Below are 22415 nucleotides of genomic sequence, written 5' to 3' on the forward strand. Positions count from 1 at the left end.
AAAATAGTATCGCCGATAATGGGTAGGTTTTAATGTGGAAAAACCTCCCGGAAAAGCCTCCTCACGTGACTTTTACGTATCCTTAGCCGCAATAGCTGGTTTCATCACAGTTTTAGGTGTTGTCTGCGCTATCAGCAGGTCGGAAAACGGCTGCGATACAGGTTGCTGAGGGTCTCTTTCAGCCAGACAATTTTTGGATTATGGCTATTGCGCTTATGCCAGAGTAACGTAAACGGTACCGCCAGTTTTTGTTGCAGCGCAGGATCGATCGGGATAGGGAGAGAAACCAGCCTGAGGTTGTGCTGCTGGTTATACTGCTGGCAATAGCGTGGTGCGGTCGATAGCAGGGTGTGATTCGGCTGGGCCGCCATAAACATCGATTGTTCAAATCCCGGCAGGCTCAGCGCGATATTCCGTTCACGCCCTATCTCTCTGAGCACTTCATCCAGCGCCCAGGTGTCGCTCTGCTCCCAGCAAATGCTGATATGCCGGTACTTGAGGAAGGTGTCGAGGTTCCATGGCTCCTGTAGCGCTGGGTGGTCTTCTCGTAGCCAGACACAGGGGAGATCGGTAAACAGGACTTCAAAATCGATAAACCAGGGCAGCAGGGTCAACTGCTCGCGTGAGCGCGGATGGCTTTCCCGCCCCGCGAATCCGATGTCTACCTCGCCACGGATAATGGCATCCACCGCATCGTAATCCCAGTTGCGGATTTTTATCTGCGCTTCCGGGTAGCGCTGATAAATCTGCTGCGACAGGTCGTTAAAGCCAATCATCAGAAGCGGGGATTCTGCCACCAGCGTAAACTTCAGCCCGCTCGGGGTTTCATGCTGTGATTTATCCACAATCTGGCTGGCAATCTGCATCCATTCCGCCAGATCCCGTTCCATGCTTACCGCAAGCGGGGTTGGCAGCAGTCCCAGTGGCGTCTTAACAAATAGAGGGTCATCAAACCACCCGCGCAGTTTGGCGAGCGATTTGCTGACCGCTGAAGGCGTCACGTTCATCCGCTTGGCGGTTTTAGTGACGCTGCGCTCCTGCATCAACAGCTGCAGGCAGAGCAGGAGGTTAAGATCGAGACTGGTGATGGATTTCTTCATAACGTGGCGTCGCCGGGACCGGGGTCACTAACATAATCAGCAGAATACAGATTATGCTACAGCCAATCAGAATCCCGATCAGCATATTCAGCGCGTTAATTCCGAGTACCGCCGCAAGCCAAATCCACAGCGAAGAGCCGCACACCTGCGATACCCCCAGTAATGAGCTTGCCACTCCCGCGCGGAGCGCAAACGGCGCCAGCGCCTGGCTCATGGTGACACCAAATCCTAGCGAAAAACCGGCGCAGATACAGGCAAAGCCAATCAGTGAAACCGTGACCGATGAAGCGACGCTGAGTACCACGGCGGCAATGGCAAACATCACCTGCGCGGTCAGCATTAGCGTCCGCTGGCGGAACAGGCTCAGGGCGAACGGAGTGGAGAACGCGACCAGCATGCTGACCAGCGCCGTTGAGGCCATCACCGATGAGTACTGACCGCGGTCGAGCCCTAACTCCTCCATCAGTAACACCGGCGAGACGTTCACGAACGTCAGGATCACCGTCACGCTCAGCGTCGTGATGGCGAGGCGGCTCAGGAAAAAGCGCTGCAGCAGGGGCTCATGCGTATTGCGGTTATCTGTGCTGGTATTCTGCCGGGTGCCCGGATGCGTCTCTTTTAGCACCAATGCAGAGAGCAGGCACACCACCATCCCCATGCCCGCCATCATGTAGAACAGGCTCTGCCACGGAAATTTCAGCATGATCAGATGACCAATCACCGGTGCCAGTACCGGGACAATACAGGTGATGCCATTAATCAGCGACAGCACTTTTGCACGTTTCTGTTCGCTCAACGTATCGCGCAGAATCGCAAACGCCACGACATAACAGCTTCCTGCGCCAACCCCCTGTAAGAAACGTCCTGCGAGGAACAGGGTACTGGTCTGCGCCTGCGAGCACAGCACCGAGGCCATAACAAAGACAATCGCCCCGACGATGGCCACCGGCTGGCGCCCGGCGCTGTCGGCGATGCGCCCGGCAAAGATCATTGCCGCTGCCATCCCCGCTAGGTACACCGAGAAGGCGATATGGAGCTGAGCTTCACTGGCGCCGAGATCCAAAGCGATACGTGGAAGGCCAACCAGATACATATCTATGCCGGATGGATAAAGCAAAACCAGGGCAAAACTGCAGAACAGAAAACGTGTCATAACCAGCCTCTTAGTATTTGGCGCTAAGGATAAAGCGAGTCCTGAGCGCTAACGAGTTGCCATTACGACAACAGCATTTTCCTGTCAGGCACAATGACACATTTTTTATTACTAAATAAGAACCATTTTCATTTAGACATAGCTTGTGCTATATAAGATAGCAACGGCTAATTCTGTTTCTAATTTAATCACCTACGGAGACACCTGCGATGGACATCATCAAAACAATAAAGGTGGTATTTTTTAGCGCACTACTGACAGCGGCGACCACGACGGGAGCATTTGCTGCCGAGAAATTCAAAGTCATCACCACGTTTACCGTCATTGCTGATATGGCGAAAAATGTGGCGGGAGATGCGGCGGAGGTGACTTCCATTACCAAACCGGGCGCAGAGATCCACGAATATCAACCGACCCCAGGCGACATCAAACGCGCACAGGGAGCACAGCTGATTCTGGCAAACGGCATGAACCTTGAGCTGTGGTTCAAGCGATTCTATCAGCACCTGAACGGTGTTCCGGAAGTGATTGTCACCACCGGCGTAACGCCGATGGGGATTACCGAAGGGCCTTACGACGGTAAACCCAACCCGCACGCGTGGATGTCACCGGATAACGCGCTGATCTATGTCGATAACATCCGCGATGCGCTGATGAAGTACGACCCCAGTCATGCTGATATCTACGCCCAAAATGCTGCAGCCTATAAAGCAAAAATTACGCAAACGCTGGCACCGCTGCGTGAACAGGTTGCGCAGATCCCTCAGGAAAAGCGCTGGATGGTGACCAGCGAAGGGGCATTCTCATACCTGGCACGCGATCTGGGGCTGAAAGAGCTCTATCTGTGGCCGATCAATGCCGATCAGCAGGGAACGCCGCAGCAGGTTCGTCAGGTTATCGACAAGGTCAGGAAATATCATATTCCTGCGGTATTCAGTGAAAGTACGGTGTCTGACAAACCCGCGCGCCAGGTCGCGCGTGAAACCGGAGCCCACTATGGCGGCGTACTGTACGTCGATTCTCTGAGTGCGGAAGACGGCCCGGTGCCAACCTATATCGATCTGCTCAATGTAACCACCCGCACGCTGGTGCAGGGCATTAAAGATGGGATGAAGGAGTAAATCATGACGCAAACCTCAGGGATCAGCGTTGCCAACGTCACGGTGACTTATCGTAACGGCCACACGGCGCTGCGCGATGCCAGTTTTACGGTGCCGGGTGGTTCCATTGCGGCGCTGGTGGGGGTGAACGGCTCCGGTAAATCCACCCTGTTTAAAGCGATCATGGGCTTTGTGCGCCTCAATAGCGGGGATATATCCATAACGGGTCTGTCGACCCGCCAGGCGCTACGCCGCAATCTGGTGGCCTATGTGCCGCAGGCTGAGGAGGTTGACTGGTCGTTCCCGGTGCTGGTGGAAGACGTGGTGATGATGGGGCGCTATGGCCGCATGGGAATGCTGCGGCGACCAAAAGCGCACGACCACGAGATAGTCTCAAAGGCGCTGGAGCGGGTGGATATGCTCGAGTATCGTCATCGCCAGATTGGCGAGCTTTCCGGCGGGCAGAGGAAACGCGTCTTCCTGGCGCGCGCGATTGCCCAACAGGGAGAAGTCATTCTGCTCGATGAACCTTTCACCGGCGTTGATGTGAAAACGGAAGCTAAGATCATCAGCCTGCTGGCTGAGCTGCGGGATGAAGGCAAAACCATGCTGGTCTCCACGCACAATCTGGGCTCTGTCACCGAGTTCTGCGACTACACCGTCATGGTGAAAGGTACCGTGCTGGCAAGTGGCCCGACAGAGACCACCTTTACGGCGGAAAACCTCGAGATTGCCTTTAGCGGCGTTCTGCGCCACGTGGTGCTGAGCGGATCGGAAGAGCGCATCATCACCGATGACGAACGGCCGTTTGTTTCTCATCGTGTTTCTGCTGGAACCGGAGGGCTAAAGTGAACGCCATCCTTGAACCGTTCGGCTATGAGTACATGCTCAATGCCATGTGGGTATCCGCGATGGTGGGGGGGCTGTGTGCGTTTCTCTCGTGCTACCTGATGCTAAAAGGCTGGTCACTGATTGGCGATGCGCTCTCACACTCCATCGTACCTGGGGTTGCCGGGGCGTACATGCTGGGGCTGCCGTTCGCGCTGGGAGCCTTCCTTTCCGGTGGTCTGGCTGCGGGCAGTATGCTGTTTCTCAACCAGCGTACGAGGCTAAAAGAGGATGCGATTATCGGCCTCATCTTCTCCTCATTTTTTGGCCTCGGGCTGTTTATGGTGTCGCTCAACCCGACGTCGGTAAACATTCAGACCATCGTCCTTGGTAACATTCTGGCTATCGATCCGGCGGATATTTTGCAGCTGGCGATTATCGGCACTATCTCCATCATCATTCTGTTTTTCAAATGGAAAGATCTGATGGTCACCTTCTTTGATGAGAACCACGCCCGGGCGATAGGCCTGCGTCCCGAGCGCCTGAAAATTCTGTTCTTCACCCTGTTGGCGGTATCGACAGTGGCGGCGCTGCAGACGGTCGGGGCGTTCCTGGTGATTTGTCTTGTCGTCACCCCGGGGGCCACGGCGTGGCTTCTGACGGATCGCTTCCCCCGCCTACTGATAATTGCGGTTGTCATCGGTAGCGTTACCAGCTTCCTCGGTGCCTGGGCGAGCTATTACCTCGATGGAGCCACGGGCGGCATTATTGTGGTGGCACAGACGCTGCTGTTCCTGCTGGCCTTTGTGTTTGCGCCAACCCACGGGCTGCTGGCTAACCGCAGACGTGCGCGTAAAGCGCTGGAGGTGCAAGGATGATGAACGTATTACTCGAGCCGCTGCAGTTTGCCTTTATGCAAAATGCACTGCTGATTTCGCTGGTGGTGGCTATTCCCTGCGCGCTGCTGTCGGTGTTTCTGGTGCTGAAGGGCTGGGCCCTGATGGGCGATGCTATGAGCCATGCGGTGTTTCCCGGCGTGGTGCTTGCCTGGATGCTGGGATTACCCCTGGCAGCCGGCGCGTTCGTTGCCGGTGTATTTTGCGCAGTCGCGACGGGATATCTGAAAGATAACAGCAGAATTAAGCAGGATACCGTCATGGGGATCGTCTTTTCCGGGATGTTCGCTGCCGGGTTGATTCTCTACATCGCTGTGAAACCGGAAGTGCATCTCGACCACATCCTGTTTGGTGACATGCTGGGCATTATGATGTCCGATATTGTGCAGACGACGATTATCTCTGTGGTGATTGCGTTGATTATTGCGATGAAGTGGCGTGATTTTCTGCTCTACTGCTTCGATCCACAGCAGGCACAGGTTAGCGGCCTGGCCACGCGTTGGCTGCATTACGGCCTGCTTTGTATGGTAGCACTTACTATCGTCGCAACTCTGAAGGCCGTAGGGATCATTCTCTCTATTTCGTTACTGATTGCGCCAGGTGCCATTGCGGTGCTGCTGACGAACCGCTTTCATGTGGCGCTGATGGTGTCGATGCTGGTCTCGGTACTGGTTTCCGTCAGCGGTGTCTGGCTGTCGTTCTTTATCGATAGCGCACCGGCACCCACCATCGTCGTCCTGTTCGCCCTTGTTTTTATTGTGGTATTTGTGGTTTCAAGCCGCCGGGCGCGAAGGCTGGAGCAGCAGCGACTGGTAGAGGAGAGGTGATACTCAGGCGTAGACACGGTCGTTCCACGCATCACGGTAGATAATGTTACCTTCCGTATACTTCCAGGTGATTGCCTCATAGCGTAATTCAAGAGTTTCCTGATGGGTGCTGCTCATTTTGTTAGGGGCAAGGTGCGGCGAAACGGTAGTGATTTTGACGTTCTCCAGCAGAATGTTGAAATACTCCGTTTCTGTGCCGGACTCAAGGATGCGGTACATTTTGATTGTGGCTTGTTTCAATGTGCGACCTTCACATACGGCGCGGTACAGAATGGGGGTTGTCTGGTCGAAGTCTTTGACTATCACAATAGGGCGATGAGCGCGCGTACTGGTGAGTTTGCCCCAACTAGCATCAACCGGAATGGTGACACCGTGGGAAAATGATTTTAATTCGATAGAACCTAAACGCAGTGGCATCAAACAGCTACTTACAATTGGTGAGCCATTTTCATCCTTAAGCCATAGGTGTGCTGGAGTAGACATACAATATCCTTATATATGAGAGGTTGGTTATTACTGAAAAATTATTTCACATAACGTTCAAATATAATAAATATAAATATAATGAATAGACCGATAGGCCAGATAGAGCTGTCAGGGAAAAAATGTATCTGAAGCAGTGCAAATAAAACAGTGAAAAAAGTAGGTCCACACAAAGAAAACAAAAATTTGCATTGCCCTAATAATATTCTTCTAATGTATTTGAACATGGTTATCTAATCATTCTCGTGATGATATTCGCTATACCATAATCTGAAGCCCATTCTGCTTCAAGTGCACCGGCGCGTTCAAACAACGGCTCGATAAGAAAATACATCATTTCCAGCTCTTGCATGTATAACGCAGAGTAATAAACAGGATATAACACTTGAAGGCGGCGAGCGCTGTCTGCTGCTTTCTGAACTATGCCATATGCGGTCGCTAACACAGTTCCTCTACCGGATCGACTAGCGGTAAGTGCTCTCATCTCAAGGTTCAGATTCATACCAACGCACACTGAAGTTGCGGTAGCTATGGCAAAACCTGCCTTGGTAAGTGAACTGGCAGCAATGTGGACGTTCACAGCCATAAGCAATTCTTTGATGTGTTCTAATTGTTCTGATGTTTTGTGCTTAAAAATTTCTTCAAAATAGATCCGTACCATGTTGTAGACAACGTCACCATGTTGAAGAAGATTAATAACACCGAACCCAAACCGGAAATCTTCAGTCTTTTGTTGCTGACAAACGTCCTGGTATTCATCAGTGAAACAAGATGTGTAATACAATGCACGGGTTGCACCCATCCCTATTGTTTTAACCTGATCTATTACCATTTCCCTGACAGCAGTGAGTGCGTGATCGAGTTTTAATGCGAGGATTTTATTGGACTGTAAATAACTAATGACGTCATCTCTGTAATACATGGTTGCTCCTTGCTCATTTTTAATATCCCATTCAGAATGTAGGTGCCTCTGACAATGATGAGTATATAAACATTCATTTTAAAAAATGAGAAGTAAGCCGGAATAACAGTAATATTCCGGACTTTTAATAATATTTACGGATATAGAGAAGAAACCTCCGGCGATGCCGGAGGTGTGTTACTTGCCAATACAGAAGCTCGAGAATATCCGTCCCAGCAGGTCGTCGGAGGTAAATTCACCGGTGATTTCACTTAAGTTCTGCTGTGCCAGACGTAGCTCTTCTGCCAGCAGCTCTCCTGCCCGGGCGCCCAACAGCTGCGCTTTACCTTGTTGCAGATGGGTAGCTGCGGTTTCCAGCGCCTGGAGATGGCGACGACGGGCGAGGAAGCCTCCTTCCATGTTGGTTTCAAAGCCCATGCTCTGCTTCAGGTGGTTGCGTAACACATCCACACCGCCGCCGGTGCGCGCCGAGAGACGCACAAGTGAGTGGCCATTCACATCGGTGAGGCCTTCTGTCTCACCGGTGACGTCAGCTTTGTTTCGTACCACGGTAATCGGCAGATTTTTTGGCAGGCGGGCGATAAAGTCGGGCCAAATCTCCGCCGGATCAACGGCATCGGTGGTGGTGCCATCTACCATAAACAGTACGCGGTCGGCCTGCTCAATTTCCTGCCAGGCGCGCTCAATGCCGATACGTTCAACTTCATCGCTGGCATCGCGCAGGCCAGCGGTATCGATAATGTGCAGTGGCATACCGTCAATGTGAATGTGCTCGCGCAGCACGTCACGGGTGGTACCGGCGATATCGGTCACGATAGCGGCTTCACGTCCGGCAAGCGCGTTCAGCAGGCTGGATTTCCCGGCGTTAGGACGCCCGGCAATCACCACTTTCATCCCTTCGCGCAGCAGGCTGCCCTGGCGGGCTTCGGCGCGTACCGCATCGAGGTCAGCAATGACCGTGTTCAGCTGAGCTTCAATTTTGCCGTCAGAGAGAAAATCAATTTCCTCATCCGGAAAGTCGATCGCTGCTTCCACATAGATACGAAGGTGAGTGAGTGCTTCCACAAGGTGGTTCACGCGGCTGGAGAATGCCCCCTGCAGAGAATTCAGCGCGGATCGCGCTGCCTGTTCTGAGCTGGCGTCAATCAGGTCGGCAATCGCTTCGGCCTGGGCTAAATCGAGCTTGTCGTTCAGGAAGGCGCGTTCGGAAAATTCACCCGGCTTCGCAATGCGCAGGCCCGGCAGAGTCAGAATACGTTTTAACAGCAGGTCGAGGATAACCGGGCCGCCGTGACCCTGTAGTTCTAGCACGTCTTCACCAGTAAAGGAGTTCGGGCCGGGGAACCACAGCGCAATGCCCTGGTCCAGCGGAGTGCCGTCGGTATCTTTAAATGGCAGGTAATCCGCGTAGCGTGGCTTTGGCAGTTTTCCCAGCACCGCTTCTGCCACCTCGCGCGCCTTCAGGCCGGAGATACGCAGAATGCCAACACCACCGCGTCCCGGTGGGGTTGCCTGGGCGACGATAGTGTCGTTATGGCTCATGGTTAGTCTCGTTCAATACAAATAAAAAAGGCGGTCAATAGACCGCCCTTATTTTAGCGCTAAGTTACCAGATCAGGACTTTTTCTTTTCGCGGCTATGCAGGCCACGTTTTTCCAGACCACGGTAAATCAGCTGCTGCTGGATGATGGTTACCAGGTTGCTGACGATATAGTACAGCACCAGACCTGACGGGAACCACAGGAAGAACACCGTGAAGATGACCGGCATGAAGGTCATGATCTTCTGCTGCATCGGGTCGGTCACGGTGGTCGGCGACATCTTCTGAATGAAGAACATCGTTACGCCCATCAGGATCGGCAGGATGTAGTACGGGTCTTGTGCGGACAAGTCATGGATCCACAGGGCAAACGGCGCATGACGCAGTTCAACGGAGCCCATCAGCATGTAGTACAGCGCAAGGAAGATAGGCATCTGGATGATAAGCGGGAAGCAGCCACCCAGTGGGTTCACTTTCTCAGCTTTGTACAGGGCCATCATTTCCTGGCTCTGACGTTGTTTGTCATCGCCCAGACGCTCACGCATAGCCTGAATCTTCGGCTGCAGCATACGCATCTTCGCCATGGAGGTGTACTGCGCTTTGGTCAGCGGGTACATGATGCCACGAACGATGAAGGTGATAACAATGATGGAGAAGCCCCAGTTGCCCAGGAAGCTATGGATCCACTTCAGCAGTTTGAACAGCGGCTGAGAGATGAACCACAGCCAGCCGTAGTCTACGGTCAGGTCAAGGTGTGGCGCGACAGCTGCCATTTTGTCCTGAATTTCCGGGCCCACCCACAGGGTGCTGGAGAGGTTTGCACTCTGGCCTGGCTGAACCAGCGTCGGCTGAGATTTGTAGCCAATGGCCGCAATACCGTTACCGAGGTTGGTGGTGTAGAAGTTGCTGGAAGCATCATTACCTGGAACCCATGCGGTTGCAAAGTACTGCTGCAGCATGGCAACCCAACCGCCTTTGGAACTGACGTTCAGGTTTTCGTTATCGGCAATTTTGTCGAATTTGTATTTTTCGTACTTCGCATCAGGCGTTGAGTACGCGGCGCCACGGAAGGTGTGCAGCGCAAAGTTGCTGCTACCGGTGTCGCGATGTGAAGGCAGATTGATGGATTGCTTCAGCTGACCAAATGCAGACAGCTCCAGCGGCTTCTCACCAACGTTCTTCACGTCATAGCTAACTTTCACCGCATATTCACCACGTTTCAGGGTGAAGGTTTTGGTGAAGACGTTGCCTGCTTTATCGGTGTACGTCAGCGGGATCACGATGTCGTTCTGGCCATCAGCCAGCACATACGCATCTTTATCGACGTTGTACAGCGGACGCGGGCCATTCGCCGGGTTGTCCGGACCATCACGACCGGTCAGGCCGCTTTGAGCCTGATAGATAAACTGTGGCGTGGTTTCCAGTAACTGGAACGGTTCAGAAGACTTCAGCTCTTTCGGGTAAGCCGGAAGCAGCGCTTGCTCAACATCACCACCACTGGTGTTGATGGTCAGCTCAAGCACGTCCGTTTTAACCGTGATCAGTTTCCCCTGGCCACTGGCCGGTACGCCCTGGTCGGCGGCGCTACCCGCTGCGGTGGTCGTTGTCTGCGTGGTCTGCTGCTGGGGTTGAGGATTTTTATCCTGTTCCCAGGCCTGCCAGATCATGAAAGACACGAACAACAAAGCGATGATAAGAAGATTGCGTTGCGAATCCATCGTTAGTGTTCTCTGGTATCAAATGGTCCTGGTGGGACGGGATCGTCTCCACCCGGGTGTAAAGGGTGGCATTTTAATACGCGTTTCACTGTCAACCAACTGCCTTTTATCACTCCAAACCTGCGCAATGCCTCAATTCCGTATTGCGAACAGGTTGGTGTGAAACGACAATGCGGCCCGAGAAGCGGACTTATCAGGCGCTGATACCCCCTTATCAGGGTAATCAGGACCCGCGAGCCAGGCGGCAATGGCGGCGCCATAATTTTTCCAACGCTTCCGAGAGAGCACGGTTATCGAGGTCAGCAACCCCTTTTTTCGCCACCACCACGAAGTCCATTGCGGGGAGTTCATGCTGACGTAAACGGAAGCTTTCACGCGTCAGACGTTTAATCCGATTGCGTTCATGCGCGCGTTTGACGTTTTTCTTGGCGACAGTAAGACCGATGCGGGGATGCCCCAGCGAATTCAGGCGGCCGAGGATGGTGATTTGCGGCGTGCCAGCCCGTTGTGGCTGCTGGAAGACGAAAGTGAAATGACTGGGAGTTAACAAACGTAACTCCCTGGGAAATGCGAGCTTAACCACTCAGGGGTTAGCTTTTATTACTTGGAAACGGTCAGACGAGAGCGGCCTTTAGCACGACGACGTGCCAGAACCTGACGACCATTTTTAGTAGCCATACGAGCACGGAAGCCGTGAGAACGGTTGCGCTTCAGTACAGACGGTTGAAAAGTGCGTTTCATGGCGGTTTCTACCTAAACTTGAATAAATTCACTGACTTTTGCGTTTACCCGAACGAGATTCGAACGACCGACGCTGGAGCCATGGCTAATTAAAGAGGCCGGATTGTAATAATTGTACACTCCGGAGTCAATTCTCTTTCCTTATAAGCCAACGATTATTGCACCTTTTTGCACAATAATCACACAGCGACGGCGACGTTTATCACAGGCAAGACGCACCGGGTGGGGGATTATACGGCCTCCCCATTAAAGCGCAAGGATCGTCCAGGATCTTTGTTAGATCGAATCAGTAAAAAAATGTCGGTACTCAGTCATTTTTCCAATATGTGGGCGAAATTCTGCCGCACTCTTTCCAGGATCGATTACACTTATCCAGCCTGGATCGTTCCTGTGGATAAATCGGGAAGAATCTGTGAGAAACAGAAGATCTCTGGCTCAGTTTAGGCTATGATCCGCGGTCCCGATCGCGATCCTGGATCCTGACTGGGGAAAACCGCGCACAGCGGTTCGCACGTCACCCTTTTGCGCAGGGTCTTGCCGACGTGTGCCAACAATCATGATCGTTTCATTTTTTCTTTTTTGTTCGAGTGGAGTCCGCCGTGTCACTTTCGCTTTGGCAGCAGTGTCTTGCCCGACTGCAGGATGAGTTACCAGCCACAGAATTCAGCATGTGGATCCGCCCTTTGCAGGCGGAACTGAGCGATAACACGCTGGCACTGTATGCGCCAAACCGTTTCGTCCTTGATTGGGTAAGAGATAAATACCTTAATAATATTAATGGCTTACTCAATGATTTTTGCGGTACGCAAGTACCACAGCTGCGTTTTGAAGTTGGGACTAAGCCTGTGGCTCAGATGGTCAGAGAGCCTGCGCATGCTGCGGCAGTTGCCGCTCCGGCGCAAATGACCCAGGTTCAGACGCCGCGTGCAGCCCCTGCGCCGCGTCCAGGCTGGGACAATGTTCCGGCACCCGCAGAACCAACCTATCGTTCTAACGTAAACGTTAAACACACCTTTGATAACTTCGTTGAGGGTAAATCGAACCAACTGGCGCGCGCGGCGGCCCGTCAGGTGGCTGATAACCCGGGCGGTGCTTATAACCCGCTGTTCCTGTACGGCGGCACGGGTTTGGGTAAAACACACCTGCTGCACGCGGTGGGTAATGGCATCGTGGCGCGCAAACCGAATGCCAAAGTGGTGTATATGCACTCTGAACGCTTTGTGCAGGATATGGTAAAAGCCCTGCAAAACAACGCCATTGAAGAGTTTAAGCGCTACTACCGCTCCGTTGACGCCCTGCTTATCGACGATATTCAATTCTTTGCTAATAAAGAACGCTCCCAGGAAGAGTTTTTCCACACCTTTAATGCTCTGCTGGAAGGCAATCAGCAGATAATCCTGACATCAGATCGCTATCCAAAAGAGATTAACGGCGTGGAAGATCGCCTGAAATCCCGCTTTGGCTGGGGGCTGACGGTGGCTATCGAGCCGCCGGAGCTAGAAACCCGCGTGGCCATCCTGATGAAAAAAGCCGACGAAAACGACATTCGTCTGCCGGGTGAGGTGGCGTTCTTTATTGCCAAACGCCTGCGTTCCAACGTTCGTGAGCTGGAAGGGGCACTGAACCGTGTCATCGCTAACGCCAACTTCACCGGACGAGCGATCACCATTGATTTCGTGCGTGAAGCGCTGAGAGATCTACTGGCGCTGCAGGAAAAACTGGTCACTATCGACAACATTCAGAAGACAGTGGCTGAGTATTACAAGATTAAGGTTGCGGATCTGCTCTCCAAGCGCCGTTCCCGTTCGGTTGCCCGCCCGCGCCAGATGGCGATGGCGCTGGCAAAAGAGCTCACCAACCACAGCCTGCCGGAAATCGGTGATGCGTTTGGTGGCCGCGACCACACCACCGTGCTGCACGCCTGTCGTAAAATTGAACAGTTGCGTGAAGAAAGCCACGACATCAAAGAAGATTTCTCCAATTTAATCAGAACATTATCTTCGTGACGCTATGAAATTTACCGTAGAACGTGAACATTTATTAAAACCGTTACAACAGGTGAGTGGTCCGTTAGGTGGCCGCCCGACGCTGCCTATTCTCGGTAACCTGCTGCTGCAGGTCGCTGACGGTACGCTGTCGCTGACCGGTACCGACCTTGAGATGGAAATGGTCGCACGCGTCACGCTCACCCAACCGCACGAACCAGGCGCAACGACGGTTCCGGCGCGCAAGTTCTTTGATATCTGCCGCGGGTTGCCGGAAGGTGCTGAAATCGCACTGCAGCTGGAAGGCGATCGCATGCTGGTGCGTTCCGGGCGTAGTCGTTTCTCGCTCTCTACGCTGCCGGCCGCCGATTTCCCAAACCTGGACGACTGGCAGAGCGAAGTTGAATTCACCCTGCCACAGGCGACCATGAAGCGTCTGATTGAAGCCACGCAGTTCTCGATGGCGCATCAGGACGTTCGCTACTACTTAAACGGTATGCTGTTTGAGACCGAAGGCGAAGAGCTGCGCACCGTCGCGACCGACGGTCACCGTCTGGCGGTGTGCTCCATGCCGCTTGGCGAAGCGTTGCCGAACCATTCGGTGATCGTGCCGCGTAAAGGGGTCATTGAGCTGATGCGTATGCTCGACGGTGGCGAAAACCCGCTGCGCGTACAGATTGGCAGCAATAATATCCGTGCACACGTCGGCGATTTTATCTTCACTTCGAAGCTGGTTGATGGCCGTTTCCCGGATTATCGCCGCGTATTGCCGAAGAATCCGGATAAACACCTGGAAGCCGGTTGCGATCTGCTGAAGCAGGCTTTCGCCCGTGCAGCGATTCTGTCGAATGAAAAATTCCGCGGCGTGCGCCTGTACGTCAGCGAAAACCAGCTGAAAATTACCGCTAACAACCCGGAACAGGAAGAAGCGGAAGAGATGCTGGATGTCACCTACGGTGGCACCGAAATGGAAATCGGCTTTAACGTCAGCTATGTGCTGGATGTCCTGAATGCGTTGAAGTGTGAAAACGTCCGCATTCTGTTAACTGACTCTGTTTCGAGCGTACAGATTGAAGATGCCGCATCGCAGTCGGCTGCCTATGTTGTTATGCCAATGAGACTGTAATGTCGCTTTCCCGCTTGTTGATCCGCGACTTTCGCAACATTGAAAGCGCGGATCTCGCCTTATCCCCCGGCTTTAATTTTCTGGTTGGCGCCAACGGCAGCGGTAAAACCAGCGTTCTGGAAGCCATCTATACGCTCGGCCACGGCCGGGCGTTTCGCAGTTTGCAGATTGGTCGCGTTATTCGCCACGAGCAGGACGCATTTGTGCTGCATGGCCGCCTGCAGGGGGCTGAGCGAGAAATTGCTATCGGTCTCACCAAAGATAAACAGGGTGACAGCAAGGTTCGTATCGACGGTTCCGACGGCCACAAGGTGGCGGAGCTGGCGCTGCTGATGCCAATGCAGCTCATCACGCCGGAGGGGTTTACTTTACTCAACGGCGGCCCCAAATACAGAAGAGCATTTCTTGACTGGGGATGCTTTCACAACGAAGCCGGTTTCTTTACCGCCTGGAGCAACCTGAAGCGTTTGCTCAAGCAGCGTAATGCTGCGCTGCGTCAGGTGACCCGCTATTCCCAGCTTCGCCCGTGGGATACTGAACTTATCCCACTGGCAGAGCTTATCAGCCGCTGGCGCGCCGAGTATAGCGCGGCGATTGCGGAAGATATGGCGGATACCTGTCAGCAGTTTTTACCGGAGTTTTCTCTTTCGTTCTCTTTCCAGCGCGGCTGGGAAAAAGAGACCGATTACGGCGAATTGCTGGAGAAAAACTTCGAACGCGACCGTATGTTGACCTATACCGCGCATGGCCCGCACAAGGCGGATTTCCGCATTCGTGCCGACGGTGCACCGGTGGAAGACACGCTGTCGCGCGGGCAGTTAAAACTCCTGATGTGTGCGCTGCGCCTGGCGCAGGGGGAGTTCCTCACTCGCGTTAGCGGGCGACGCTGCCTGTACCTCATAGATGATTTTGCCTCTGAACTTGATGATGCGCGGCGTGGGCTGCTTGCCAGCCGTTTAAAAGCCACGCAATCACAGGTTTTTGTCAGCGCCATTAGCGCTGAACACGTAATGGACATGTCGGACAAAAATTCGAAGATGTTCACCGTGGAAAAGGGTAAAATAACGGATTAACCCAAGTTTAAATGAGCGAGAAACGTTGATGTCGAATTCTTATGACTCCTCCAGTATCAAAGTCCTGAAAGGGCTGGATGCGGTGCGTAAGCGCCCGGGTATGTATATCGGCGACACGGATGACGGCACCGGTCTGCACCACATGGTATTCGAGGTTGTGGATAACGCTATCGACGAAGCGCTCGCGGGTCACTGTAAAGACATCGTGGTAACTATCCACGCGGACAACTCCGTATCCGTTACCGATGATGGTCGTGGCATCCCGACCGGTATTCACCCGGAAGAGGGCGTGTCTGCCGCAGAAGTGATCATGACCGTTCTGCACGCAGGCGGTAAGTTCGACGATAACTCGTATAAAGTTTCTGGTGGTCTGCACGGCGTAGGCGTGTCCGTAGTTAACGCCCTGTCGCAGAAGCTGGAGCTGGTCATCCAGCGCGAAGGTAAAATCCATCGCCAGATTTATACCCACGGCGTGCCGCAGGCACCGCTGGCCGTAACGGGCGATACCGAAAAGACCGGTACCATGGTGCGTTTCTGGCCGAGTCTCGAAACCTTCACCAACGTCACTGAGTTTGAATACGAAATTCTGGCTAAGCGCCTGCGTGAGCTGTCGTTCCTGAACTCCGGCGTCTCTATTCGCCTGCGCGACAAGCGTGACAACAAAGAAGACCACTTCCACTACGAAGGCGGCATTAAGGCGTTTGTTGAGTATCTCAACAAAAACAAGACGCCGATCCATCCGAATATCTTCTACTTCTCCACCGAAAAAGACGGTATTGGCGTAGAAGTGGCGCTGCAGTGGAACGACGGTTTCCAGGAAAACATCTACTGCTTCACCAACAACATTCCGCAGCGCGATGGCGGTACTCACCTTGCAGGCTTCCGTGCGGCGATGACCCGTACCCTGAATGCCTACATGGATAAAGAAGGCTACAGCAAAAAAGCGAAAGTCAGCGCCACCGGTGACGATGCCCGTGAAGGCCTGATTGCCGTCGTTTCCGTGAAGGTGCCGGATCCGAAGTTCTCTTCCCAGACCAAAGACAAACTGGTTTCATCGGAAGTGAAATCGGCGGTAGAGCAGCAGATGAACGAACTGCTGAGCGAGTACCTGCTGGAAAATCCGTCTGACGCGAAAATCGTCGTTGGCAAAATTATCGATGCGGCGCGTGCCCGTGAAGCGGCGCGTAAAGCCCGTGAAATGACCCGTCGTAAAGGCGCACTGGATCTCGCTGGTCTGCCGGGCAAACTGGCAGATTGCCAGGAGCGCGACCCGGCGCTGTCCGAACTGTACCTGGTGGAAGGGGACTCCGCGGGCGGTTCTGCGAAGCAGGGCCGTAACCGTAAGAACCAGGCTATCCTGCCGCTGAAGGGTAAAATCCTCAACGTTGAGAAGGCGCGCTTCGACAAGATGCTCTCTTCTCAGGAAGTGGCAACCCTGATCACTGCGCTCGGCTGTGGCATTGGTCGCGACGAGTACAACCCGGACAAACTGCGCTATCACAGCATCATCATCATGACCGATGCGGACGTCGACGGCTCGCACATCCGTACGCTGCTGTTGACCTTCTTCTACCGTCAGATGCCGGAAATCGTTGAGCGTGGTCATGTCTACATTGCTCAGCCGCCGCTGTATAAAGTGAAAAAAGGTAAGCAGGAGCAGTACATCAAGGACGACGAGGCGATGGATCAGTACCTCATCTCTATCGCGCTTGATGGTGCCACCCTGCACACCAACGCCAGCGCCCCGGCGCTGTCTGGCGAAGCGCTGGAGAAACTGGTATCCGAGTTCAACGCGACGCAGAAAATGATTGGCCGCATGGAGCGTCGCTATCCGAAAACGCTGCTGAAAGAGCTGGTGTATCAACCAACGCTTACTGAAGCTGACCTCGGTAATGAAGCGACGGTTACCGGCTGGGTGACTCAGCTGACCACGGTGCTTAACGAAAACGAAGCGCACGGCAGCCTGTGGAACTTCACCGTTCGTGAAAACGCTGAACTGCAGCTGTTCGAGCCGGTTATCCGCGTGCGTACCCACGGTGTGGATACCGACTACCCGCTGGATCACGAATTCGTGACCGGTGCGGAATATCGTCGTATCTGTACGCTCGGTGAAAAACTGCGCGGGCTTATCGAAGATGACGCGTTCATCGAACGTGGCGAGCGTCGTCAGCCGGTTACCAGCTTCGAGTCTGCTCTCGACTGGCTGGTGAAAGAGTCCCGTCGTGGTCTCGGTGTCCAGCGTTACAAAGGTCTGGGCGAGATGAACCCGGAGCAGCTGTGGGAAACCACGATGGATCCGGAAAGCCGCCGCATGCTGCGTGTGACCGTGAAGGATGCGATTGCTGCCGACCAGCTGTTCACCACGCTGATGGGCGATGCGGTTGAGCCGCGTCGTGCCTTCATCGAAGAGAACGCCCTGAAAGCGGCGAATATCGATATCTAAGCCGTTTTTCCCCTCACCCTAACCTTCTCCCCATACGGGAGAGGGCCGGGGTGAGGGGAATAGCTTCACACAAAAGAGGAATCCCTCTTCACCATTCCGGCCCCTTTTTCCCCGCTTTCCGTTGCTGTTTTTTGAGCTAAATCGCGTTAGCATGAGCAAAGACTCATTTAAATCGGGGATCTCATGGCTATCAAACTCATTGCAATCGATATGGACGGTACTTTATTGCTTCCGGACCATACCATCTCTCCTGCGGTAAAAAACGCTATTGCCGCCGCGCGCATGCGTGGAGTCAACGTAGTGCTGACTACGGGTCGCCCTTACGCTGGCGTGCACAGCTACCTGAAAGAGCTGCACATGGAGCAGCCGGGAGACTATTGCATTACCTATAACGGTGCCCTGGTACAGAAAGCCAGCGACGGCAGCACCGTCGCCCAGACGGCCCTCAGCTATGACGATTATCTCTATCTGGAAAAACTGTCCCGCGAAGTGGGCTCTCACTTCCACGCGCTGGACCGTAACACGCTCTACACCGCCAACCGTGACATCAGCTACTACACCGTTCATGAGTCCTACGTTGCGACCATTCCGCTGGTGTTCTGCGAAGCTGAGAAAATGGATCCGCAGACCCAGTTCCTCAAAGTGATGATGATTGATGAGCCAGCCATCCTGGATAAAGCCATTGCGCGCATCCCGGCGGAAGTGAAAGAAAAATACACCGTGCTGAAAAGTGCGCCGTATTTCCTCGAGATCCTCGACAAACGCGTCAATAAAGGTACCGGCGTGAAATCGCTGGCGGATGCGCTGGGGATCAAACCGGAAGAGGTTATGGCGATTGGCGATCAGGAAAACGATATCGCGATGATTGAGTACGCCGGAGTGGGCGTAGCGATGGATAACGCGATTTCATCGGTGAAAGAGGTGGCTAATTTTGTCACCAAATCAAACCACGAAGATGGCGTAGCCTACGCCATTGAGAAGTTTGTGCTGGCCTGACAGAGCGCGGCACTCCGTCCGGCAGGTTTTTGCTTGCCGGACCACCATTCATAATTCATGTGAATGATCACGCCCACAATATCCACAATTTTTTTGTTATTTTATGTGAATTCGCACTGAATTCATAAATGAAAACAACGATTTCCTGTATCCTTCCCCCTCCCTTTTCATCGGCGTTTATCGCCACACAAGACCACTTCATCAGATATGAATAACTATATCCGTACGGTACTGGTGAGCTTACCCTGTATGGCTTTTCAGTCCTGGGCTGCAATGGCCCCAGCGACACCTCCTGCCTCTCTTTATAATTATCAGGACGATAACCCAACAGCGGTAACCACTCCCTCTGAGGAAACCAAACAGCCGCAATCTTCTTCGATACTGCCGTTCTACGGCGACGAAGCGCGAGCGCGGGGCTACGATTTGCCCGAACCATTCGGCGTAAACATCAACTACATGAATATGCGGCAGAACATTTCTGTCGACAGTATTGCCTTTAGCGGCCTGGCGTTGGGGTCCATACCTCTGGATAACCTCTTTAAAATCAACGTCGGCGATACCCGTGAAAGCAGTAAAACGGAAACCGTCAGGCTCGATGCCTGGGTATTACCGTTTATGAACGTGTATGGCCTGGTCGGTCACACCGAAGGGCATTCGGTCTCTGACATCGGCGTTGGGATCAAAATGGGCAAGAATGAAATCAGGCCCGACAATCTGCAAAACCTGAAATTCCAGCTCGATTTTAAAGGCACCACCTACGGCGCCGGGACTACGTTTGTGGGCGGGATCGGTAACTGGTTTGCCCTGCTTGATGCCAACTATACTCAGACACGTTTTGATATTCTTGACGGCAGTATCGATGCCTTTACGCTCACGCCGCGCGTTGGCTACCGATTTACTACGCCAGGTGTGGATGCATTGCATTTGCCGGCCGGGAAGCTGAACGTCTGGGTCGGGAGCATGTACCAGGACGTGCAGCAGGAATTTAAGGGCAGCCTTAACGATCTGACCATGCCGTCAGAGGAACTGCAGAAGATGGTGGACATGGCGAACCGCAGCGGCAATGGCCGTTTCGACGTCAAACAGCATCTGAAATCCCCATGGAACGTACTGGTGGGGGCGCAGTATGAAATCACCCGTAACTTCAACGTGACAACGGAGTTTGGCTTTGCAGAACGTAATAGCTTCTTCGTTGCGGGCGAGTACCGCTTCTGATGCGTAACATGACTCCCGCACTCCTGGTTTTCGCAGGATTGCTGGCGTTGCCCTGCGGCGCGCAGTCACTTCTGCCAAGCCGGGAGCAAATCGACGGCTGGCTGGCACCTTTGGGTGCCAGCAACCAGTTTGATGCCAGCAAAGGGATCGACTGGGGCGTGATGCCCGGACCTTTTTACACGCCGGAACTGGGGATTGGGCTCGGCACCGCCATCGTGGGTATGTATCGTCCGGATCCAGACGATACCGTGAGCCAGAACTCAACGCTGTCGCTCAGTGGTTACGCCAGTGCTACCGGTGCCTTCGGGCTTAATATTAATAATTACGCCTTTTTCGCCGACGATCGCTGGCGTTTCTTTGTTGATGGCTCCCTGAATAACACGCCGACATATTACTGGGGGCAGGGGTTTGCCGCCGGCGATAACGACAATCAAAAGCAGAAGTACACCTCGCAGGGATTTACCCTGCGCCCGATGGTCTATCGACAACTGGTTGATCATGCCTATCTGGGGGTGGGATGGTCTGTGGCGATGGAGCATGCCGCTGACATTGATGCTGACGATCCGCGACGCATAGAAAGCACGCCGCAGGGAACGTCGGTGTTTAGCTCCGGCGCAAGCGTTGCGCTCACCTGGGATGACCGCGATTTTGTGCCGAACCCGCGTAGCGGGCAGGCCGCGGATATTCGCTATACCCGCTATACCCCCGGCACAGGAAGCGACACCCAGTTTGATGAGTACGCGCTACACTACAGCCGCTACCATCCGATCACCGAAAATGGCGTGCTGGCCTGGGAGGTGAACGGTGATTTCACCCAGGGCGATGTGCCGTGGAATATGCTGCCACTGCTTGGTAGCAATGAGCGGATGCGCGGTTACTATGAAGGCCGCTATCGCGACAAAAATGTGATCAGTGGCCAGCTGGAATATCGTCAGAAACTGAGCTGGCGACACGGTATTGTCGGCTGGGTCGGTGCGGGCACGATGGCGCCTTCGTTTCACGAGCTCGATAACGGACGCTGGTTACCTTCGGCGGGCGTGGGGTATCGTTTTGAATTCAAACCGCGCATGAACGTGCGTCTCGACTATGGTATCGGTAAAGGTAGCAGCGGGTTTTACTTTCAGGTTGGAGAGGCATTTTGAATGTAGTGAAAGGCCTGCTGGCAGGCTTAATGCTCTTTGCCGCGTCTGCACAAAGCGCGCCGCTCGCGCCGTTGTCCCCGCCCCAGGGGCTGCGGCCATGCTGCGCCTTTGGGTACAATCTGCAGGCGGAAGTGCTGAACATCCCGATACCGTTATATGAATTAGATAACGTCGTGACCGCCGATGACCTCGGAAAGCATCTTTATAATGACAGCCTGTTGGCGGGGATCGCAAACCTGGCGGGGATGGGCCGGGAGCGCAACGGAATTATGTACACGTCGCGTGGCGGATTTATCGACACCGCACATATCCGTGATACCGCCGACATGACGGTATACCTTTTCAGCCAGCTATTGCCGAAGCTGGGCCAGTCTTTCGTCCTCAGGCTTGACGATGAGCTAACTGAACGCCGCGTGGTGTTCAACGGTTTTACGCCACCGGTGGATGAAGATGAACGCATTGCCCTGGCGGCGTGGCTTTCTGCCCACCTGGCGTTTCAGCTGGCGGCATGGCATGAAATTGCGCAGTGGTACGGTTTTGCTTCTATTCCCGGGTTTTCTGAAGAAGTTTCCGCCTTTTCGCCGGAAGATCTCTACTCGAATTTACTTGGTGCACGTATTGCTGTTTCGCTTATCCGTCATGGAGATACGACAACCGAAGCGGCATACAACCGGGCGATGGACGGTGCACTGCCCAAGGCGTTGAGGGAGCTTGGCGCGCAGCCGGCCAACATCACCCGCTTCCACTTCGATATGCTGGATGGCCGCTGGTGGGACAGTAAAAAACGAGTGCCCGAAAAATATCTGGTGCTGCTGCGTAATTATGATGTCTCTGACGATCGTCTGCCTACCGCGGTACCCGGCGAGCAGGCTAAGCCGTGGCGGCAGAGCTTACCCCATAGCTTGCTGACGTATGACCTGGACTCGCTGGCGGAATTACAGTTCTGGCCCGGCAGCAGCATGGAGCGTCTGCCCGCCCCCAAAACCTACTACACCGTCGCCGATTTCCCACGTCTGTCGGCCTTCGCCCGCGACAGTGACAAGGCCGAAGCAGCGAAATAAGTCCCCTTTCTCGATCCTAAGCGCAGCGCTCACCGCAGACTGCGCTTTTTTTTGATCTTCGATTGT

22 protein-coding genes are annotated in these 22415 nt (G+C 53.8%); 12 read left to right on the forward strand and 10 right to left on the reverse strand.

Annotated elements, in window-relative coordinates; genetic code table 11:
- Positions 1-131: 131 nt before the first annotated feature.
- Complete coding sequence (gene yidZ, locus GYRE_RS04875; RefSeq protein WP_006817866.1) at positions 132-1100, reverse strand: HTH-type transcriptional regulator YidZ; 969 nt, start codon at positions 1098-1100, stop codon at positions 132-134.
- A complete protein-coding gene (locus GYRE_RS04880; protein WP_006817865.1) occupies positions 1069-2253 on the reverse strand; it encodes an MFS transporter in 1185 nt (394 codons plus the stop codon). Before GYRE_RS04880 ends, yidZ begins: the two co-directional genes overlap by 32 nt.
- A gap of 209 nt (positions 2254-2462) precedes the next feature.
- On the opposite strand from GYRE_RS04880, the gene GYRE_RS04885 reads away from it, so the two are divergent.
- The 4 genes from GYRE_RS04885 to sitD are packed head-to-tail and all read left to right on the forward strand — an operon-like array spanning position 2463 to position 5904.
- On the forward strand, positions 2463-3374 hold the full coding sequence (locus GYRE_RS04885) for a metal ABC transporter substrate-binding protein (RefSeq protein ID WP_006817864.1): 912 nt from the start codon (positions 2463-2465) through the stop codon (positions 3372-3374).
- 3 nt (positions 3375-3377) lie between these two features.
- On the forward strand, positions 3378-4205 hold the full coding sequence (locus GYRE_RS04890) for a manganese/iron ABC transporter ATP-binding protein (RefSeq protein WP_006817863.1): 828 nt from the start codon (positions 3378-3380) through the stop codon (positions 4203-4205).
- Positions 4202-5059, forward strand: a complete 858-nt coding sequence (sitC, locus tag GYRE_RS04895) for an iron/manganese ABC transporter permease subunit SitC (protein WP_006817862.1) — start codon at positions 4202-4204, stop codon at positions 5057-5059. Before GYRE_RS04890 ends, sitC begins: the two co-directional genes overlap by 4 nt.
- Complete coding sequence (gene sitD / locus GYRE_RS04900) at positions 5056-5904, forward strand: iron/manganese ABC transporter permease subunit SitD (protein ID WP_038253509.1); 849 nt, start codon at positions 5056-5058, stop codon at positions 5902-5904. The genes sitC and sitD overlap by 4 nt, the downstream gene beginning before the upstream one ends.
- A gap of 3 nt (positions 5905-5907) precedes the next feature.
- On the opposite strand, the gene GYRE_RS04905 is transcribed toward sitD, so the two are convergent.
- The 8 genes from GYRE_RS04905 to GYRE_RS25275 all read right to left on the reverse strand — a co-directional run bounded on the left by GYRE_RS04905 (position 5908) and on the right by GYRE_RS25275 (position 11619).
- The gene (locus tag GYRE_RS04905) at positions 5908-6387 is read right to left on the reverse strand and encodes an Hcp family type VI secretion system effector (RefSeq protein ID WP_038253511.1); all 480 of its coding nucleotides are present in this window, start codon (positions 6385-6387) and stop codon (positions 5908-5910) included.
- A 229-nt stretch (positions 6388-6616) separates the two neighbouring features.
- Positions 6617-7309, reverse strand: coding sequence for a hypothetical protein (locus tag GYRE_RS04910; RefSeq protein WP_038253513.1), 693 nt, complete (start codon positions 7307-7309; stop codon positions 6617-6619).
- Positions 7310-7486: 177 nt separating this feature from the next.
- Positions 7487-8851 (reverse strand): tRNA uridine-5-carboxymethylaminomethyl(34) synthesis GTPase MnmE, encoded by a 1365-nt coding sequence (mnmE, locus tag GYRE_RS04915; RefSeq protein ID WP_006817860.1) that lies wholly within the window; start codon positions 8849-8851, stop codon positions 7487-7489.
- Positions 8852-8923: 72 nt separating this feature from the next.
- Positions 8924-10567, reverse strand: a complete 1644-nt coding sequence (yidC, locus tag GYRE_RS04920; RefSeq protein ID WP_006817859.1) for a membrane protein insertase YidC — start codon at positions 10565-10567, stop codon at positions 8924-8926.
- A gap of 2 nt (positions 10568-10569) precedes the next feature.
- Positions 10570-10827 (reverse strand): membrane protein insertion efficiency factor YidD, encoded by a 258-nt coding sequence (gene yidD, locus GYRE_RS23555; protein ID WP_071777500.1) that lies wholly within the window; start codon positions 10825-10827, stop codon positions 10570-10572.
- Positions 10791-11150, reverse strand: coding sequence for a ribonuclease P protein component (rnpA, locus tag GYRE_RS04925; protein ID WP_006817857.1), 360 nt, complete (start codon positions 11148-11150; stop codon positions 10791-10793). The genes yidD and rnpA overlap by 37 nt, the downstream gene beginning before the upstream one ends.
- A gap of 17 nt (positions 11151-11167) precedes the next feature.
- Positions 11168-11308 (reverse strand): 50S ribosomal protein L34, encoded by a 141-nt coding sequence (gene rpmH, locus GYRE_RS23560; protein ID WP_003849659.1) that lies wholly within the window; start codon positions 11306-11308, stop codon positions 11168-11170.
- Between the two features lie 230 nt (positions 11309-11538).
- Complete coding sequence (locus tag GYRE_RS25275; protein WP_420378144.1) at positions 11539-11619, reverse strand: hypothetical protein; 81 nt, start codon at positions 11617-11619, stop codon at positions 11539-11541.
- A 288-nt stretch (positions 11620-11907) separates the two neighbouring features.
- Here GYRE_RS25275 and dnaA point away from each other — a divergent pair, with 288 nt between their 5' ends.
- The 8 genes from dnaA (at position 11908) to GYRE_RS04965 (ending at position 22349) form a co-directional block, all read left to right on the forward strand.
- Positions 11908-13314: a chromosomal replication initiator protein DnaA gene (dnaA, locus tag GYRE_RS04930; protein WP_038253516.1), complete on the forward strand. Its 1407-nt coding sequence runs from the start codon at positions 11908-11910 to the stop codon at positions 13312-13314.
- Positions 13315-13318: 4 nt separating this feature from the next.
- Positions 13319-14419, forward strand: a complete 1101-nt coding sequence (dnaN, locus tag GYRE_RS04935) for a DNA polymerase III subunit beta (protein ID WP_006817854.1) — start codon at positions 13319-13321, stop codon at positions 14417-14419.
- Positions 14419-15492, forward strand: coding sequence for a DNA replication/repair protein RecF (gene recF, locus GYRE_RS04940; protein WP_006817853.1), 1074 nt, complete (start codon positions 14419-14421; stop codon positions 15490-15492). Before dnaN ends, recF begins: the two co-directional genes overlap by 1 nt.
- Before the next feature lie 28 nt (positions 15493-15520).
- Positions 15521-17935, forward strand: coding sequence for a DNA topoisomerase (ATP-hydrolyzing) subunit B (gene gyrB / locus GYRE_RS04945; RefSeq protein WP_006817852.1), 2415 nt, complete (start codon positions 15521-15523; stop codon positions 17933-17935).
- Positions 17936-18118: 183 nt separating this feature from the next.
- Positions 18119-18931 carry a sugar-phosphatase gene (yidA, locus tag GYRE_RS04950; protein WP_006817851.1) on the forward strand — a complete coding sequence of 271 codons (813 nt, stop codon included), beginning with the start codon at positions 18119-18121 and terminating at the stop codon, positions 18929-18931.
- Between the two features lie 207 nt (positions 18932-19138).
- On the forward strand, positions 19139-20146 hold the full coding sequence (locus tag GYRE_RS04955) for a hypothetical protein (RefSeq protein WP_038253518.1): 1008 nt from the start codon (positions 19139-19141) through the stop codon (positions 20144-20146).
- Entirely contained in the window at positions 20146-21288 is a 1143-nt protein-coding gene (locus GYRE_RS04960) for a BamA/TamA family outer membrane protein (RefSeq protein WP_112471515.1), read from the forward strand. The genes GYRE_RS04955 and GYRE_RS04960 overlap by 1 nt, the downstream gene beginning before the upstream one ends.
- A 29-nt stretch (positions 21289-21317) precedes the next feature.
- On the forward strand, positions 21318-22349 hold the full coding sequence (locus tag GYRE_RS04965) for a DUF4056 domain-containing protein (protein ID WP_072009050.1): 1032 nt from the start codon (positions 21318-21320) through the stop codon (positions 22347-22349).
- The last annotated feature ends 66 nt before the right edge of the window (positions 22350-22415 follow it).

Source organism: Yokenella regensburgei ATCC 49455 (assembly GCF_000735455.1).
GTDB classification, from domain to species: domain Bacteria; phylum Pseudomonadota; class Gammaproteobacteria; order Enterobacterales; family Enterobacteriaceae; genus Yokenella; species Yokenella regensburgei.

What these genes read in the sequence shown, in the direction of transcription:
- yidZ (WP_006817866.1), bottom strand. Translation starts at nt 1,100, where the DNA reads ATGAAGAAATCCATCACCAGTCTCGATCTTAACCTCCTGCTCTGCCTG.
- GYRE_RS04880 (WP_006817865.1), bottom strand. Translation starts at nt 2,253, where the DNA reads ATGACACGTTTTCTGTTCTGCAGTTTTGCCCTGGTTTTGCTTTATCCA.
- GYRE_RS04885 (WP_006817864.1), top strand. Translation starts at nt 2,463, where the DNA reads ATGGACATCATCAAAACAATAAAGGTGGTATTTTTTAGCGCACTACTG.
- GYRE_RS04890 (WP_006817863.1), top strand. Translation starts at nt 3,378, where the DNA reads ATGACGCAAACCTCAGGGATCAGCGTTGCCAACGTCACGGTGACTTAT.
- sitD (WP_038253509.1), top strand. Translation starts at nt 5,056, where the DNA reads ATGATGAACGTATTACTCGAGCCGCTGCAGTTTGCCTTTATGCAAAAT.
- GYRE_RS04905 (WP_038253511.1), bottom strand. Translation starts at nt 6,387, where the DNA reads ATGTCTACTCCAGCACACCTATGGCTTAAGGATGAAAATGGCTCACCA.
- GYRE_RS04910 (WP_038253513.1), bottom strand. Translation starts at nt 7,309, where the DNA reads ATGTATTACAGAGATGACGTCATTAGTTATTTACAGTCCAATAAAATC.
- mnmE (WP_006817860.1), bottom strand. Translation starts at nt 8,851, where the DNA reads ATGAGCCATAACGACACTATCGTCGCCCAGGCAACCCCACCGGGACGC.
- yidC (WP_006817859.1), bottom strand. Translation starts at nt 10,567, where the DNA reads ATGGATTCGCAACGCAATCTTCTTATCATCGCTTTGTTGTTCGTGTCT.
- yidD (WP_071777500.1), bottom strand. Translation starts at nt 10,827, where the DNA reads ATGGCGCCGCCATTGCCGCCTGGCTCGCGGGTCCTGATTACCCTGATA.
- rpmH (WP_003849659.1), bottom strand. Translation starts at nt 11,308, where the DNA reads ATGAAACGCACTTTTCAACCGTCTGTACTGAAGCGCAACCGTTCTCAC.
- dnaN (WP_006817854.1), top strand. Translation starts at nt 13,319, where the DNA reads ATGAAATTTACCGTAGAACGTGAACATTTATTAAAACCGTTACAACAG.
- recF (WP_006817853.1), top strand. Translation starts at nt 14,419, where the DNA reads ATGTCGCTTTCCCGCTTGTTGATCCGCGACTTTCGCAACATTGAAAGC.
- gyrB (WP_006817852.1), top strand. Translation starts at nt 15,521, where the DNA reads ATGTCGAATTCTTATGACTCCTCCAGTATCAAAGTCCTGAAAGGGCTG.
- yidA (WP_006817851.1), top strand. Translation starts at nt 18,119, where the DNA reads ATGGCTATCAAACTCATTGCAATCGATATGGACGGTACTTTATTGCTT.
- GYRE_RS04955 (WP_038253518.1), top strand. Translation starts at nt 19,139, where the DNA reads ATGAATAACTATATCCGTACGGTACTGGTGAGCTTACCCTGTATGGCT.
- GYRE_RS04960 (WP_112471515.1), top strand. Translation starts at nt 20,146, where the DNA reads ATGCGTAACATGACTCCCGCACTCCTGGTTTTCGCAGGATTGCTGGCG.
- GYRE_RS04965 (WP_072009050.1), top strand. Translation starts at nt 21,318, where the DNA reads ATGCTCTTTGCCGCGTCTGCACAAAGCGCGCCGCTCGCGCCGTTGTCC.